Here is a 14,084-nt window from a genome sequence, read left to right on the forward strand (position 1 = left end):
CAGTTTGGGCGGGACGGGCCGCGCGGACCGGCGCTTGGGCGACCGGCGCTGCTGGCCGCGCCGGTGCCTGCTGACCGACCGACGTCGACGGAACCGGCGCCGTGTTGTTCGCCGAGGGTATCTCGTCGGGGACGATTGTGTCGGCCGGCGTCGATTTCCAGGTGCCGGGCAGCGGCCGCACCGGCACACCCTCGTGGGCCGCAACCATGAACTCGTGCCAGGCCTGCGCCGGCAGTGCGCCGCCGGTGACCTTCTTCATCGCGCTGCCATCATCATTGCCGAACCACACACCGGTGGTGAGGTTGGCGGTGTAGCCGACGAACCAGGCGTCGCGCGAATTTTGACTGGTGCCGGTCTTGCCGGCCGATGGCCAGGCGAAAGCCGCTTTCCGGGCAGTGCCGATCTCAACCGTGCCCGTCATCATCGAGTTCATCATGCCGACGATCTCAGGCTTGACGACGCGCGGCGCGCTGCCGCCGCCGCTGTCGTAAAGCACTTTGCCCTCGGTGGTCGTCACGCGCCGGATGAAATGGATGTCCGGCTTATAGCCGCCATTGGCAAAGGGGACATAGGCCGAGGTCAGCTCCAGCGGCGTCACTTCCGAAGTGCCGAGTGCGATCGAGGTGTTGGCTATCAGGTCGGACTGGATGCCCATGCGGTGCGCCGCCTCGACAACCGCGTTCGGCCCGACCTCCATGGTCAGTTGCGCCGCCACCGAGTTCAGCGACTTGGCCAGCGCGGTGGCCAGCGTCACCTTGCCGAAATACTTGCCGCCGTAATTGTCGGGTGTCCAGTTGCCGATCTTGATCGGCGCATCGTTGCGGATGCTGTCGGGCGTGCGACCGGCTTCGAGCGCGGCCATATAGACGAACGGCTTGAACGCCGAGCCCGGCTGGCGACGTGCCTCCGAAGCACGGTCGAATTGGCTCGTCGAATAGTCGTAGCCGCCGACCATGGCACGCACCGCACCGGAATCGTCGATCGACACCAGCGCGCCCTGTGTGACGTTGAGCTTCTTGCCGCTCTCGTCGATCAGTCTGCGGATCGACTGTTCGGCGAGCTTTTGCAGGTTGAGGTCGACGGTGCTGTCGATGACGATGTCGCCGCGCACATCGCCATTCAGGTCGGGCAATTCCTCCATGATGGTGTCGGCGACATAATTCTCCGAGCCGGTCCAGTAGGACGGCGCACGCGTTGCCGGCGCGCTCATTGCCGAGGTCATTTCCTTGGCGCTGATCTTTCCCTCGTCACGCATGGCGGCAAGCACCAGTTGCGAGCGTTCCTCGGCGGCCTTCGGATCGCGTGCCGGGGACAGCCGCGACGGCGCCTTCAACAGGCCGGCAAGCAATGCGGCTTCCGACAGGGTGACGTCGCGCGCGCTCTTGCCGAAATAGCGGCGCGAGGCGGCCTCGACGCCATAGGCGCCGGAACCGAAATACACCCGATTCAGGTACATTTCGAGAATCTGGTCCTTGGTGTGCTTGTGCTCCAGCCACAGCGCCAGCAGCACTTCCTGCACCTTGCGTTCCAGCGTGCGGTCGGGTGTCAGGAACAGGTTCTTCGCCAATTGCTGGGTCAGCGTCGAACCGCCCTGCGAGAAACGCCCGCCAAGCACATTGGTGACCATGGCGCGCGACAGACCGATCGGGTCGATGCCGAAATGCGAGTAGAAGCGCCGGTCCTCGATGGCGATGACGGCTTCCGGGATATAGGGCGACATCTCATGCAGGCCGACGGCCTCGCCGCCGCTCATGCCGCGATTGGCGAGCAATTGGCCGTCGGCAGAGACGATCTTGATGTTGGGGGCGCGGTCGGGAATCGACCAGGTCGTCGCCGCCGGCATCTTGGCGCCATAGTAGACGACGATGCCGGCCACCGCGATGCCGCCCCAGATGGCGAACACGAAGCACCAGTAGAACAGCCGGCCGAGCACACCGAACAGGCCGCGCCGGCTTCTGCCGCGCTTGGCCCGCGACGATTTCCCTTTGGCCGGCTTGCGTTTTGCGGAGGCTTTGCGATTGCTCGGCACGACGCGATCCTCCTCGTTCACCGAAAGACCCGCCGAGGACCGCGCCTGCGGCGGCCCCTCGAAACTGGGTTCGATGCGACTGTCTCTGCGGTTCGCCATGCGCTGTGCTTGATATCCCCGATGCCTATGGCGTTCGGGTTGAAGAGTAGATGCGGCGGTTTAAAGGCGGGTTAAGTCGTGTTCGAATGCCGGCCTTGGGGGTTGGTCAACGATGTCGATGCGAAAAAGCCGCTACGCCTTGATATCTCGCTAGAGACCCGCCGCCTTCGCCAGATAGGGCGCCAGCGCCAGCGCATAGGTGGCCGTCATATGGTGATGGTCGCGCCAGACGATGATGTTGCCGACCACGGCCGAACAGCTGTCCTTGCCACATAAGGCATCGTTCATGTCAACGACACGGACCCCCGGCAATGTCCCCGCGGCGAGGGCGAAGACATCGCTCGTCTCCACCTCCTGTCGCGCGTTGACGCATTTGTCGGGATCGGCGGCCAGGCAATCACCGGGATCGAACTTGACGAAAGGCGTGTTCCGAATGGCGATAATACGCACGCCCGTTCTGTTCAAGTCGCTCCAGATGCTGCGCAAACCGTCGATCATTGCCGGCTCCGGTGTGTCGGAATAGCGAGACTGGCTGGTGAACATCAGGTCTGGCCGCAATTTCCTGATCTCGGCGAGAACGTTGTCGCGCCATGTTGCGCAGGCCTCATACGGCTTACCTTCATCCGTCACCGCGGCAAGGGTGAAAGGGCATGCAGCCTTGGTGAAGGTGACCAATTTCCACTTGCGGTCCCTGGCAATCTTGTCGATGGCCGGGATCCATTGTGCTGCGTGTGAATCGCCTGCGACGACAATGGTTCTGGTTCCCTGGGGATCGCCGAGCTGGCAGCCCACAGCTTGCGTGCTGTCCTGCTCCTGATGGCATTTCAGTCCATAGACGATCGGTACGTCACGCCTGAGTTTGCCGAGGGATGGCAGCAGTTGCACGTCGCGCGGAACCGAAGCGTTGGCAAGCAGCGCTGCCGGCCCTGGATAATTCGGTGTTCCGATCAGGCTGATATCGACGTCTTGCCTGTCGAGCGCATAGCCGAGCCCACCCGACACCATCACGCATACGGCAACGGCGGCAGTGGCATAGGCCAGAGGTTTCCGTTCCGTATCCGACCGCGGCTGCCGGTAGCGCTGTTCGACATATCGGTAGGACAGATCCGAGATTGCCAGCGTCAGGGCGATCAGCACGAGACCTGCAGGGAGCCCGGCCGCGGGGCGATGCGCCGAATAGAAAACAACCAGCGGCCAATGCCAGAGGTAGATCGAATACGACCGGTCGCCGACATAGCAAAGGATGCTGGCATCAAGTCCGCGAAACCGGCCTAGTTTGATGCCGCCGGCGGCAATGATGAGCACCGTTCCCAAGGTCGGCAGCAACGCAAGAGCGCCAGGAAATGACGTCGAGGCGGAAAAGAAAAGCGCTGAAAACCCGATGGCGCCAATACCGGTCATCGCCATTGCGGCGCGCAATGGCAGCCCTGCCCTGAACCGATGGACCGTCAGCGCCAGCAGGCCACCGAGCGCCAGCTCCCACAGGCGGGTATGGGTTACGAAATAAGCGGCGGCCGGATCGCTCCGGGTGATGACAACCGAGGCGATCAGCGATCCGGCAAAAACCACGGTCAGCCCCACGAGGAATACGCCTTTCGCTGGCCGCCCGAGACGGCGCGCCAGCCAAAGGCCTGCCACCATCAGCAATGGCCAGACGATATAGAACTGCTCCTCGATCGATAGAGACCAGTAATGTTGCACCGGGCTCGCCGCCTCCTCGGCGCCGAGATAGTCGACCGCCTGCCAGGCAAGCCGCCAGTTCTGCACATAGAGCGCACTGGCGGCGACCTGGATCGCCGTCTCTTCCCAACGTGCCATGGACAGGAAGACCAGCGTTCCTGCGAGCGTGGCAAGAAGGGCCAGGATCGCAGTCGGCAGCAGTCGCCGCACTCGCCGCGAATAAAAGGCCATCAGCGAGATGCGACCATCGCGCAACGCCATGCGGGCAAGCAGACCGGTGATGAGATAGCCCGAGATGACGAAGAACACATCGACCCCGACATATCCGCCAGGAAGAACCGCGGGCCAGATGTGGAAAACCACCACCAGGGCAACGGCAATGCCACGCAGCCCCTGGATTTCAGGCCGCAATGCAACAGGCCCCTCAGCGTTTTCTTTCAACACCACCCGCCTCAGACCTGATTTCAGATGGGCTCGAACTTCACATCCGGCTGGTCAGGACCGCCGGCTTGCCGCAACAGCGCGAGAATGTGTTCGCCCCTGTCAACCTGCTGTCGTCTCCAGTTGGAGGCGTTCGTCACATGCAGCCAGCCATCGACCACCATGAAAAAATCCTCGGATGGGTCATGTCCCGCGCCGAAGCTAAGCGATTTGTTTTCGGCGAACCGAACCATCGCCGGGTCGATCGACCTGTAGAGCACCGGCCAGTTGCCGCCGCCGGAATCCATATGAAACTTGTAGCTCGGGGCGAAATCCAGCCGCCGCCGCAACAGGCTTCCGTCGAAAAAACAGAAGCCGGGCCACAGGAACCAGCCGCCTGGTGTCGGCGTATCGCGCCGCACGCTGCCGTAGAGGCTCTTGCCCTTCATCCGGTCGCGGATCGAAAATGGTTCAGTTGGAAAGATGTCATGATCGATGAAGCCGAAAAGCTTCGGCCCGAACCCAGGCAAGAAATTCCGCACGATCCAGTTGAGCGCTTGACCGTGCGATCTGCTGACGACCAGCCTGTTCTTCGGCAATGCCACATAGGGGACATGCTGGCGACGGCAGAGATCGCGGATTGCTTGCCTCGCCTCGTCCTTCTTGCTGTTGTCGAAGACGATGTAGCTCTCGTGCTCGGCAAGGTATCGGCGCACCAGGTGGATCTGCCATTCGATCATTTCGGGCCGGTTGAAGGCCACGGTGGCGACTATGCCACCGCGGAATACCTGCTCTTGCCCCTGCAAATCGAAGACCGGCGCGGATGCTCTCAGGAAGCGAAACACCCGCCAATGGTAGCGCAGCAGCGCCTCGCGCTTTGGCGGCCTGTTAAGCCTCTCCCATTCCGCGACGGTAATCCCAGGCTGATCGTCGTCTTCCGGCGCGTCGGAAGCCCCCATGTCGCGCTCCTGCATCTGCCCCACCGGTGCAGGCTAGTTCTGCTGGATCGAAATGCCCTTGTCGTCGATCTTGAGTTCGACGCCCTTGGGTTTGGTCTGCTCGCGATAGACGTAGATGCCGAGCGCAATGACCACGACGACGAGCGCGCCAATGACGAGATAGAGCGTATTCTGTTTCATGGCGCGCTCTTTGCGTTGTCGAGCCTCAGGCTCGTTTCAGGACCTTGACCAGCACCAGCAGGATAATGGCGCCGATGGTGGCATGGATGATCGCGGCGAGAGTGCCGCCGCCGATGGAAAATCCGATCCTCGGAAACAGCCAGCCGGCGATGAACGCGCCGACGATGCCGACGATGATGTTGCCGATAAGGCCGAAGCCGAAACCGGAAACGATAAGACCGGCGAGCCAGCCGGCGATGGCACCGATGATGATGAAGACGAGCAGGCTTTCGACACCCATAGAGAGTTCCTCCGAGCAAGAGGGCGACGGCGGAACGGAAAGCTCCGAATCGGCCTCGATATCAACGGCTTCAGGCTATTCGAAAGCGGCCAGCCTCACCAGCGGCGCACTCACTAGAGCAATTCTAGGAAAAGTGTAAAGCGGTTTTCCGTCCAAAATTGCGTCAAAACAAAGAGTTAGAGCAGCTTGCCGTTTCCGTGAAACGGTGAACTGCTCTAGTCGTCATCGTCGCTTGCGGCAGGGCGCCAGCTGGTCGGCTCGACCTTCTTTTGTGTGTGACTGTCAATATAGACCCACCAGCCGTCATCGCGATATTGCGCGATGGATTCGTTGATCACGCCGTCGCTGTCCTTCCAGGTCACGGAGACCTTGGAGCCGTCTGTCGGCGCGGTCACAATCGGCTTTCTGTCCGCCATGTCATCATCCCCAATTGCACCGACAAACTGAGCCGACAGAACGCCGCGGCCCGCATCCGGTTCCAGCCGGTACCGGCTGCGCGATGTCCTGGCCGGACGACCGTCAGCTGTGGGCAAAGATATCCTCTTCGTCCCAGCCCATCAGGTCAAGCTTGGCACGCGTCGGCAGGAAGCGGAAGCAGGCATCGGCCTCCTTGGTCCGCCCATCGCGCGCCAGGCGTCCGGCGAGCACATCGCGCAAACGGTGCAGATAGAGCACGTCGGAAGCGGCATATTCGAGCTGTTCGGGCGACAGCGTCTCGGCCGCCCAGTCCGACGATTGCTGCGCCTTGGAGAGGCCAACGCCAAGAAGCTCGAAGCAGATGTCCTTCAGCCCGTGGCGGTCGGTGTAGGTGCGGGTCAGCCGCGAGGCGATCTTGGTGCAGAACACCGGCTCCGGCATCACGCCGAACGCATTGTAGAGCACGGCAAGATCGAAGCGTCCGTAGTGGAACAGCTTGGTTACGCCACGGTTCCGCAGCAGGCTGACGAGGTTCGGCGCCTTCTTCTGGCCAGGCGCGATCTGGATGACGTCGGCCGTGCCGTCGCCGGGCGAAATCTGCACCACGCACAGCCGGTCACGATGCGGATTGAGCCCGAGCGTCTCGGTGTCGATGGCCACTGCCCCGACATTGTAGTGCGAGAGGTCGGGCAGGTCGTTTTTATGGAAACGGATATCGGCCATTGTCTTCTCCGGTCGAGCCCTACAGTGTCCCCTGACCCGCAAGGGACGCTGCAGCGCTTTGTCTTGTGGCCCGTCCTCGCCGCGATCCGCTGAAAAATCAACAGGAAAACAGGGGTTCCGCCGCTCAGCGCGTCAAGGCATCGAGAATCCGCGCCCAGGAGCGCTGGCCCTTGTGGAAGGAGCTGAGCTCGTATTTCTCGTTGGGCGAGTGGATGCGGTCGTCGTCGAGGCCGAACCCGACCAGCAGCGATTCCATACCGAGATAGGTCTGGAAATCGCCGACAACCGGAATGGAGCCGCCGCTGCCCGTCGTCACCGCCGGCTTCGGCCATTCGTCGGACAGCGCATTCTTGGCCTTGGCCAGGAAGGGCGAGTCGTAGGAAAGCTGGATTGCCGGCGAGCCGCCATGCGGATGGAATTCGACTGAACAGTCGGCCGGAATTCGCTCCTTGACGAATTTCTGGAACGCGGCCCGGATTTTCTTGGGATCCTGCTTGTGCACGAGGCGAAACGACACCTTCGCCGAGGCTTCCGCCGCGATCACCGTCTTGAAGCCCTTGCCTGTGTAGCCGCCGATGATGCCGTTGAACTCGGCCGTCGGCCGCGCCCAGGTCAACTCCAGCACGGAGCGGCCCTTTTCGCCCGACGGGATCGACAGGCCGACCGGTCCCAGGAACGTCTCGGCGGTCTCGCCGAGCGTCTCCCATGATTTCAGGATCTGCGACGGTGTTTCCTCGACGCCGTCATAGAAGCCGGGGATGGTGATATGGCCGTCCTTGTCGTGGATATCGGCCAGCACCCTGGCCAGGATCCGGATCGGATTGGCGGCGGCACCGCCATAGAGGCCGGAATGCAGGTCGCGATCGGCCGCCTTCACCGTGATCTCCTCGCCGACCAACCCGCGCAGCCCGACGCAGATCGACGGCGTGTCGCGGTCCCACATGCCAGTATCGCAGACAAGCGCGAAATCGGCCTTGAGTTCGTCGGCATTGGCTTCGAGGAACGGCTTCAACGAGGGCGAGCCGGACTCCTCTTCGCCCTCGAACAGGATGGTGATGCGGCAAGGCAGATTGCCGTGCACCTGTTTCCAGGCGCGGCAAGCCTCGACGAAGGTCATCAACTGGCCCTTGTCGTCGGCCGACCCGCGTCCGGTGATCACCTTGTGATCCGGCCCGACCTCCTTGACAGCAGGCGCGAACGGATCGCTTTCCCACAATTCGATCGGATCGACCGGCTGAACGTCATAATGGCCGTAGAACAGCACATGCGGCGAACCGGCCGGGCCGTCATGGTGCGCAACCACCATCGGGTGGCCTGGTGTGTCGCGAACGCTGGCGTCGAAGCCGATCAGCTTGAGTTCGGCCACCAGCCATTCCGCCGCCTTGCGGCAATCGGCGGCAAAGGCCGGATCGGTGGAGATCGACTTGATCTTGAGCAAGCCGAACAGGCGCTCGAGGCTCTGGTCGAGATTGTTGTCGAGACGGTCGAGGACGGGGGAAATTGCGGACATATGTGAAGCCTTTCGATTCAGAACCCGAACCGTAAAGGCAGGACAGGAAAACGAAAAGCCCGCGATCATTGGACCACGGGCTGCAAACGTCTGTCTGGGATAAAAAAGACCGCCGTGGTGGAGGGGGAACCACGGCGGCCTTCTACTCGAAACGATGCGGCAGCCCGGAGAGGGGGGATAGGCTGCCGCAGGTGTCCGGGATAGGCGGGGGACGGGCCTTGCTCCGGACTCGGCGAAAACTGCCGATGACGTGTATTTGGGTCTCTGAACGTGGCGATTCAAGGGCACGAAAATTACAGTTTTGTAACATAGGCGTGAGCAGGGTGACGGCGATCTGTCAGGGTGTTGCCGGAACCGATAGTCGACGCTGCCTTTGGCATGGACCAAGCCGCCGCGCCGCGCTATCCCTGCCGGCATGAAAAAAGGCGATCATCTCTTCCTTGTCGACGGCTCCGGCTACATCTTCCGTGCCTATCACGCGCTGCCGCCGCTGACCCGCAAATCCGACGGCCTGCCGGTGGGCGCCGTTTCCGGCTTCTGCAACATGCTGTGGAAGCTGATGCTCGACGCCCGCAACACCGATGTAGGCATTGTGCCAACGCATTTCGCCGTCATTTTCGACTATTCGTCGAAAACCTTCCGCAACGACCTCTACCCCGAATACAAGGCCAACCGCTCGGCACCGCCGGAAGATCTGATCCCGCAATTCGGCCTGATCCGCCAGGCGACTAGGGCGTTCAACCTGCCCTGCGTCGAGATCGAAGGCTACGAGGCCGACGATCTGATCGCCACCTATGCGAGGCTCGCCTGCGAAGCCGGCGGCGATACCACCATCATCTCCTCCGACAAGGACCTGATGCAGCTGGTTGGCGATACGGTCGCCATGTACGACCCGATGAAGGACCGCCAGATCGGCATTCCGGAAGTCATAGAAAAATGGGGCGTGCCGCCGGAGAAGATGGTCGATCTGCAGGCGCTGACCGGCGATTCGGTCGACAATGTGCCTGGTGTGCCCGGCATAGGGCCGAAGACGGCGGCGCAACTGCTCGAACAGTTCGGTGACCTCGACACGCTGCTGGCCCGGGCCGGCGAGATCAAGCAGGACAAGAGGCGCGAATCGATCATCGCCAATGCCGACAAGGCGCGCATTTCTCGTCAGTTGGTGACGCTGATGAACGATGTGCCGGTGACCGAGGGACTGGAGGATTTCGTGCTGCACGCGCCGGACGGTCCGAAGCTGATCGGTTTCCTCAAGACCATGGAATTCACGTCACTGACCCGCCGTGTGGCGGAAGCGACCAGCACCGAGGCCGGCGACGTCCAGGCCGTCGCGGTCACCGTCGAACGCGCCGATCATGCTCATGGCCCAGATGTCGGGGCCGGGTTGCCGCCGGTTGCCCGAAACGCGTCCGGCACTGAACCGGACGAAGCCGGCGGGACGGCGGAGACGTCAAAACAAGGCGATACCCCTTCCCTGCTCGCGGCACTGCGGCTGGAGCGCGCGGCCACCGGCAAGATCGATATTTCTGCCTATCATTGCATTCGCGATGTCTCGACCCTGAAAGCCTGGGTGGCCGAGGCACGGGAGGCGGGCATCGCCGCCTTCGATGTCCGGGCAACATCGGCTGATCCGATGCAGGCCGAACTCATCGGCATGGCCATCGCCACAGCGCCCGGCCGCGCCGCCTACATTCCTTTTGCCCACATGAGCGGCAATGGCGACCTGCTCGGTGGTGGCGCGCTCGAAAACCAGATTCCGCTGCGCGAGGCGCTGGCCGTGCTGAAACCGCTGCTCGAAGACCGATCGGTTCTCAAGGTGGCGCAGAATCTGAAATACGATCTTGTCATCATGAGCCGCTACGGCATCGATGTCGCGCCGTTCGACGACACCATGCTGATCTCCTACGTGCTCGATGCCGGCACGCCCCATGGTCATGGCATGGATGCGCTTGCCGAAAAGTGGCTCGGTCATACCCCTCTCCAACTCAAGGATGTGACCGGCTCGGGCAAAAGCTCCGTCGGTTTCGATCAGGTCGACATCGACAAGGCGACGGCTCATGCCGCCGAAGACGCCGATGTGACGCTTCGGCTCTGGCTGGTGCTGAAACCGCGGCTTGCCGCCAAGGGCCTGGTGTCTGTCTATGAGCGGTTGGAGCGGCCGCTGGTGCCGGTGCTGGCGCGCATGGAACAGCGCGGCATCTCGGTCGACCGGCAGATCCTGTCGCGGCTCTCCGGCGAACTGGCCCAGGGCGCCGCTCGCCTTGAAGAGGAAATCTACCAGCTCATCGGCGAACGCATCAACATCGGCTCGCCAAAGCAGCTCGGCGACATCCTGTTCGGGCGCATGGGCCTGCCCGGCGGTTCCAAGACCAAGACCGGCCAGTGGTCGACCTCGGCGCAGCTTCTCGAAGATCTCGCCGCGGAAGGCCACGAACTGCCGCGCAAGATCGTCGACTGGCGCCAGCTGACCAAGCTGAAATCGACCTATACCGATGCGCTGCCGGGCTTCATCCACCCCGACACCAAGCGCGTCCACACGTCCTACGCGCTGGCCGCGACGACGACGGGCCGGCTGTCGTCCTCCGACCCGAACCTGCAGAACATCCCCGTTCGCACCGCCGAAGGCCGCAAGATCAGGACCGCCTTCATCACCGACAAGAGCCACCGCCTGGTCTCGGCCGACTACAGCCAGATCGAGCTGCGGGTGCTCGCCCATGTCGCCGAAATCCCGCAATTGCGGCAGGCTTTCGCCGACGGCGCCGACATCCATGCCATCACCGCGTCGGAGATGTTCAACGTGCCGGTCGAAGGCATGCCTTCGGAAGTCCGCCGCCGCGCCAAGGCGATCAATTTCGGCATCATCTACGGCATCTCGGCCTTCGGTCTCGCCAACCAGCTGTCGATCCCGCGCGAGGAGGCAGGCAACTACATCAAGAAATATTTCGAGCGCTTCCCCGGCATCCGAGACTATATCGAGGAGACCAAGGCCTATGCCCGCGAGCATGGCTTTGTCGAAACGATCTTCGGCCGCCGCATCCATTACCCCGATATAAGATCGTCCAATCCCTCGCTCCGCGCGTTCAACGAGCGCGCCTCGATCAACGCCCGCCTGCAAGGCACCGCCGCCGACATCATCCGCCGTGCCATGATCCGCATGGAGGAGGCGCTGGAAAAAGCAGGCCTTTCGGCACGCATGCTGCTGCAGGTGCATGATGAATTGATCTTCGAGACCGTCGAGGCGGAAGTCGAGGCAACGATCCCGGTCGTGCGTCACGTCATGGAGAACGCGGCGATGCCGGCGGTCTCGATGTCGGTGCCGCTGCATGTCGACGCGCGGGCGGCGAACAATTGGGACGAGGCGCATTAGCGCCAACGCAAGGTGTGTTGAGATTCAGGTCAGGCCGAGCCGAAAATGGTGGATTCCGAGAACCGGAACGGAGCGTACTTTTCGTACGTGAGCACAGTTCTACCGCGACGCGGTAGAACGGGGAAGCGCAGGTATCAGCCATTTGCAGGCCGGCATCACCTGAATATCAACGCACCTTAGGCCGCTTCGGCCAGGCACTTGGCACACGTCCCGCGAAATTCGATCACCGCCTTCTTGGCGGCGAAGCCGGTGGAGCGCACCCATTCGTCCAGCTGGTGGCCGACATCGTGGTCGGACATTTCGGTGACCTGCCCGCATGTGTCGCAGATCGCGAAGGCGGTCATCGAATGGCTGTGGTCGTGCGGCTCGGCGCAGGCGACGAAGGAGTTGATGCTTTCGAGCCGATGCACGAAACCTGACTTCACCAGCGTATCGAGCGCGCGATAGACCTGGAGCGGCGCGCGAAAACCGCGCTCGCGCAATTGGTCGAGCAAGGTGTAGGCACTGAGCGGTCCGCTGGCGGTCTCGAGTTTCTCGAGCACGCACAGCTGGTTCTTCGTCAGCACATCCCTTGCCGCCATGATCCTGTTTCCAACTCGCCTTGCGTCGCTTGTGCCGCGCACAAACGATCCATGTCCCATCCAGATAGCGACGAACAGGCATTTTTGCTACTGTTTCCAGCATTCTGCCCGCGAGGCTGTCGAGAACATCGATCGGAGCGGGGCAACAGGCAGGTTGCTCTGCGATGTGACGTTCAAAATACTGACAATATCTTCGGCAAGGATTGCCGCGCTTGGAAATTCGGTCGGGCTTGGGGAAGCAATCATGATCAAATTGACGCGGCGGACGCTGCTGGTCGGCACGTCCGCCTTGACCATGGCCGGCATGGTATCGTTCCGGACCATGGCCGCATCGCGCACCTACCATGCGCTGCTGGTCGCCTGCACCGAATATCCCAACCTGCCGCAGAGGAACTGGCTTGTCGGGCCGAAGAACGATGCAGCCCTCGTCCGCGACTATCTCCTGAAGAATGTGCCCGACCCCGTGCGCTTCGCGCCGGAAAACGTCACGCTGCTCGCCAAGGATGTCCCCGGCGCCAGTGGCCTGCCGACCCATGCGGCGATCAAGGCTGCATTGGCCGACCTTGCTGCCAAGGTCCAGCGCGACGATTTCGTCTACCTGCATCTGTCCGGTCACGGCGCCCAGCAGCCGCAGATGGTCAAGGGCGACGAGACCGACGGGCTCGACGAGATCTTCCTGCCCGTCGATATCGGCAAATGGATCAACCGCGATGCCGGCGTGCCCAATGCGCTGATCGACAACGAAATCGGCGCGGCACTCGACGCCATCCGCGACAAGGGTGCTTTCGTATGGGTTGTGTTCGACTGCTGCCATTCCGGAACCGCGACACGCGCCGTCGAGGTCGATGACGAGCTGGAGCGCAAGGTCGAGTTCGCCGACCTGGTCGGCGGCAACGAGTCCGAGCGGGCTGCCGCGATCAAGGCCTATGACGAGGTGATTTCGGTCGCCGGCTCGCGCGGCATCGATGACAATGGCACGCGCAAGCCCGCCTTCACCCTGACGCCGACCGGTGGCGAACCGATCACCAAGGGCAAGCTGGTCGCCTTCTATGCCGCGCAGACGGTGGAGACGACGCCCGAGATGCCGTTGCCCAAGGGCATCGCGGATGCGCCGCGCTTGGGCCTGTTCACCTTCACCATTCTGTCCAAACTGGCCGAGAATCCCAACGTCACCTATCGCCAGCTCGGCCAGGCCGTGCTGCAGCAATATTCGGCCGACAGCCGCACCCGGCCGACACCGCTGTTCGAGGGCGAACTGGATGCCCGCGTCTTCGGCACCGACAAGACCGATGCAGTCATGCAGTGGCCTGTCGTCATCAAGGACGGCGAAGCGACGATCGGCGCCGGGCTGCTGCATCGCCTCACCCCCGGCAGCAAGCTCGCCATCCTGCCGTCGGCGTTATCGCCGCTGTCCGACGCTGTCGGATTTTTCGAAGTGCAGTCGGCAAAAAACCTGGAAAGCCGCGTCAAGCCGGTCGAGTTCGACAAGAAGCCGGCGCTCAAAGTCGCCGACATTCCCGCCAACGCCTATGCGCGGGTGGCGGAGATCGCCGTCGACTACAAGCTCGTCTTGGCGCGGCCGGCCATAGCCAAGGGACTTGAGAAGGAAACCGCTCTCGTCAATGCGGTTCTCGACGAACTGGCCACAGCCAGGGAGACCGGCTTCAACATCGAGCTGGTCGAACCCGGCAAGAGCGCCGACCTCCGCCTCGCGGTGATACGCGAGAATGCTGTTCCCGGTGCCCCCAAGGATGCGGCCGACAAGCCGGCGCTGTGGTTCCTGCCGGCGTCGGGCGACGTGAGCCTGAAGGAGGGCGGCAAACCGCCGCTGATCAGCAT

General features: G+C 62.5%; 11 protein-coding genes. 2 read left to right on the plus strand and 9 right to left on the minus strand.

Annotation, left to right across the window (positions count from 1 at the left end; all coding sequences use genetic code 11):
* The 8 genes from EOB59_RS07085 to EOB59_RS07120 all read right to left on the minus strand — a co-directional run.
* The coding region (locus EOB59_RS07085) for a transglycosylase domain-containing protein (RefSeq protein ID WP_245486557.1) at nt 1–2,128 on the minus strand (2,128 nt) is incomplete at its 3' end.
* A gap of 150 nt (nt 2,129–2,278) precedes the next feature.
* Entirely contained in the window at nt 2,279–4,249 is a 1,971-nt protein-coding gene (locus tag EOB59_RS07090) for an acyltransferase family protein (protein ID WP_164895598.1), read from the minus strand.
* A 23-nt stretch (nt 4,250–4,272) separates the two neighbouring features.
* Nucleotides 4,273–5,187 (minus strand): hypothetical protein, encoded by a 915-nt coding sequence (locus EOB59_RS07095; RefSeq protein ID WP_128288042.1) that lies wholly within the window; start codon nt 5,185–5,187, stop codon nt 4,273–4,275.
* A gap of 33 nt (nt 5,188–5,220) precedes the next feature.
* Nucleotides 5,221–5,367 (minus strand): hypothetical protein, encoded by a 147-nt coding sequence (locus tag EOB59_RS07100; protein ID WP_013529552.1) that lies wholly within the window; start codon nt 5,365–5,367, stop codon nt 5,221–5,223.
* A gap of 25 nt (nt 5,368–5,392) precedes the next feature.
* On the minus strand, nt 5,393–5,647 hold the full coding sequence (locus tag EOB59_RS07105) for a GlsB/YeaQ/YmgE family stress response membrane protein (protein WP_013529551.1): 255 nt from the start codon (nt 5,645–5,647) through the stop codon (nt 5,393–5,395).
* A 215-nt stretch (nt 5,648–5,862) separates the two neighbouring features.
* Nucleotides 5,863–6,063 carry a hypothetical protein gene (locus EOB59_RS07110; RefSeq protein ID WP_128288056.1) on the minus strand — a complete coding sequence of 67 codons (201 nt, stop codon included), beginning with the start codon at nt 6,061–6,063 and terminating at the stop codon, nt 5,863–5,865.
* A 103-nt stretch (nt 6,064–6,166) separates the two neighbouring features.
* Nucleotides 6,167–6,787 carry a ribonuclease D gene (locus EOB59_RS07115; protein WP_095084743.1) on the minus strand — a complete coding sequence of 207 codons (621 nt, stop codon included), beginning with the start codon at nt 6,785–6,787 and terminating at the stop codon, nt 6,167–6,169.
* A gap of 124 nt (nt 6,788–6,911) precedes the next feature.
* Nucleotides 6,912–8,297, minus strand: coding sequence for a M20/M25/M40 family metallo-hydrolase (locus EOB59_RS07120; protein WP_128288043.1), 1,386 nt, complete (start codon nt 8,295–8,297; stop codon nt 6,912–6,914).
* A gap of 415 nt (nt 8,298–8,712) precedes the next feature.
* Here EOB59_RS07120 and polA point away from each other — a divergent pair, with 415 nt between their 5' ends.
* A complete protein-coding gene (gene polA, locus EOB59_RS07125) occupies nt 8,713–11,664 on the plus strand; it encodes a DNA polymerase I (protein ID WP_164762617.1) in 2,952 nt (983 codons plus the stop codon).
* A 176-nt stretch (nt 11,665–11,840) separates the two neighbouring features.
* On the opposite strand, the gene EOB59_RS07130 is transcribed toward polA, so the two are convergent.
* The gene (locus EOB59_RS07130; protein WP_109658718.1) at nt 11,841–12,245 is read right to left on the minus strand and encodes a Fur family transcriptional regulator; all 405 of its coding nucleotides are present in this window, start codon (nt 12,243–12,245) and stop codon (nt 11,841–11,843) included.
* A gap of 244 nt (nt 12,246–12,489) precedes the next feature.
* Here EOB59_RS07130 and EOB59_RS07135 point away from each other — a divergent pair.
* The coding region (locus tag EOB59_RS07135) for a caspase family protein (protein ID WP_245486558.1) at nt 12,490–14,084 on the plus strand (1,595 nt) is incomplete at its 3' end.

The sequence above is a fragment of the Mesorhizobium sp. M7A.F.Ca.MR.176.00.0.0 genome (assembly GCF_004023165.1).
GTDB lineage: Bacteria > Pseudomonadota > Alphaproteobacteria > Rhizobiales > Rhizobiaceae > Mesorhizobium.

What these genes read in the sequence shown, in the direction of transcription:
- EOB59_RS07095 (WP_128288042.1), bottom strand. Translation starts at nt 5,187, where the DNA reads ATGGGGGCTTCCGACGCGCCGGAAGACGACGATCAGCCTGGGATTACC.
- EOB59_RS07100 (WP_013529552.1), bottom strand. Translation starts at nt 5,367, where the DNA reads ATGAAACAGAATACGCTCTATCTCGTCATTGGCGCGCTCGTCGTCGTG.
- EOB59_RS07105 (WP_013529551.1), bottom strand. Translation starts at nt 5,647, where the DNA reads ATGGGTGTCGAAAGCCTGCTCGTCTTCATCATCATCGGTGCCATCGCC.
- EOB59_RS07110 (WP_128288056.1), bottom strand. Translation starts at nt 6,063, where the DNA reads ATGGCGGACAGAAAGCCGATTGTGACCGCGCCGACAGACGGCTCCAAG.
- EOB59_RS07115 (WP_095084743.1), bottom strand. Translation starts at nt 6,787, where the DNA reads ATGGCCGATATCCGTTTCCATAAAAACGACCTGCCCGACCTCTCGCAC.
- EOB59_RS07120 (WP_128288043.1), bottom strand. Translation starts at nt 8,297, where the DNA reads ATGTCCGCAATTTCCCCCGTCCTCGACCGTCTCGACAACAATCTCGAC.
- polA (WP_164762617.1), top strand. Translation starts at nt 8,713, where the DNA reads ATGAAAAAAGGCGATCATCTCTTCCTTGTCGACGGCTCCGGCTACATC.
- EOB59_RS07130 (WP_109658718.1), bottom strand. Translation starts at nt 12,245, where the DNA reads ATGGCGGCAAGGGATGTGCTGACGAAGAACCAGCTGTGCGTGCTCGAG.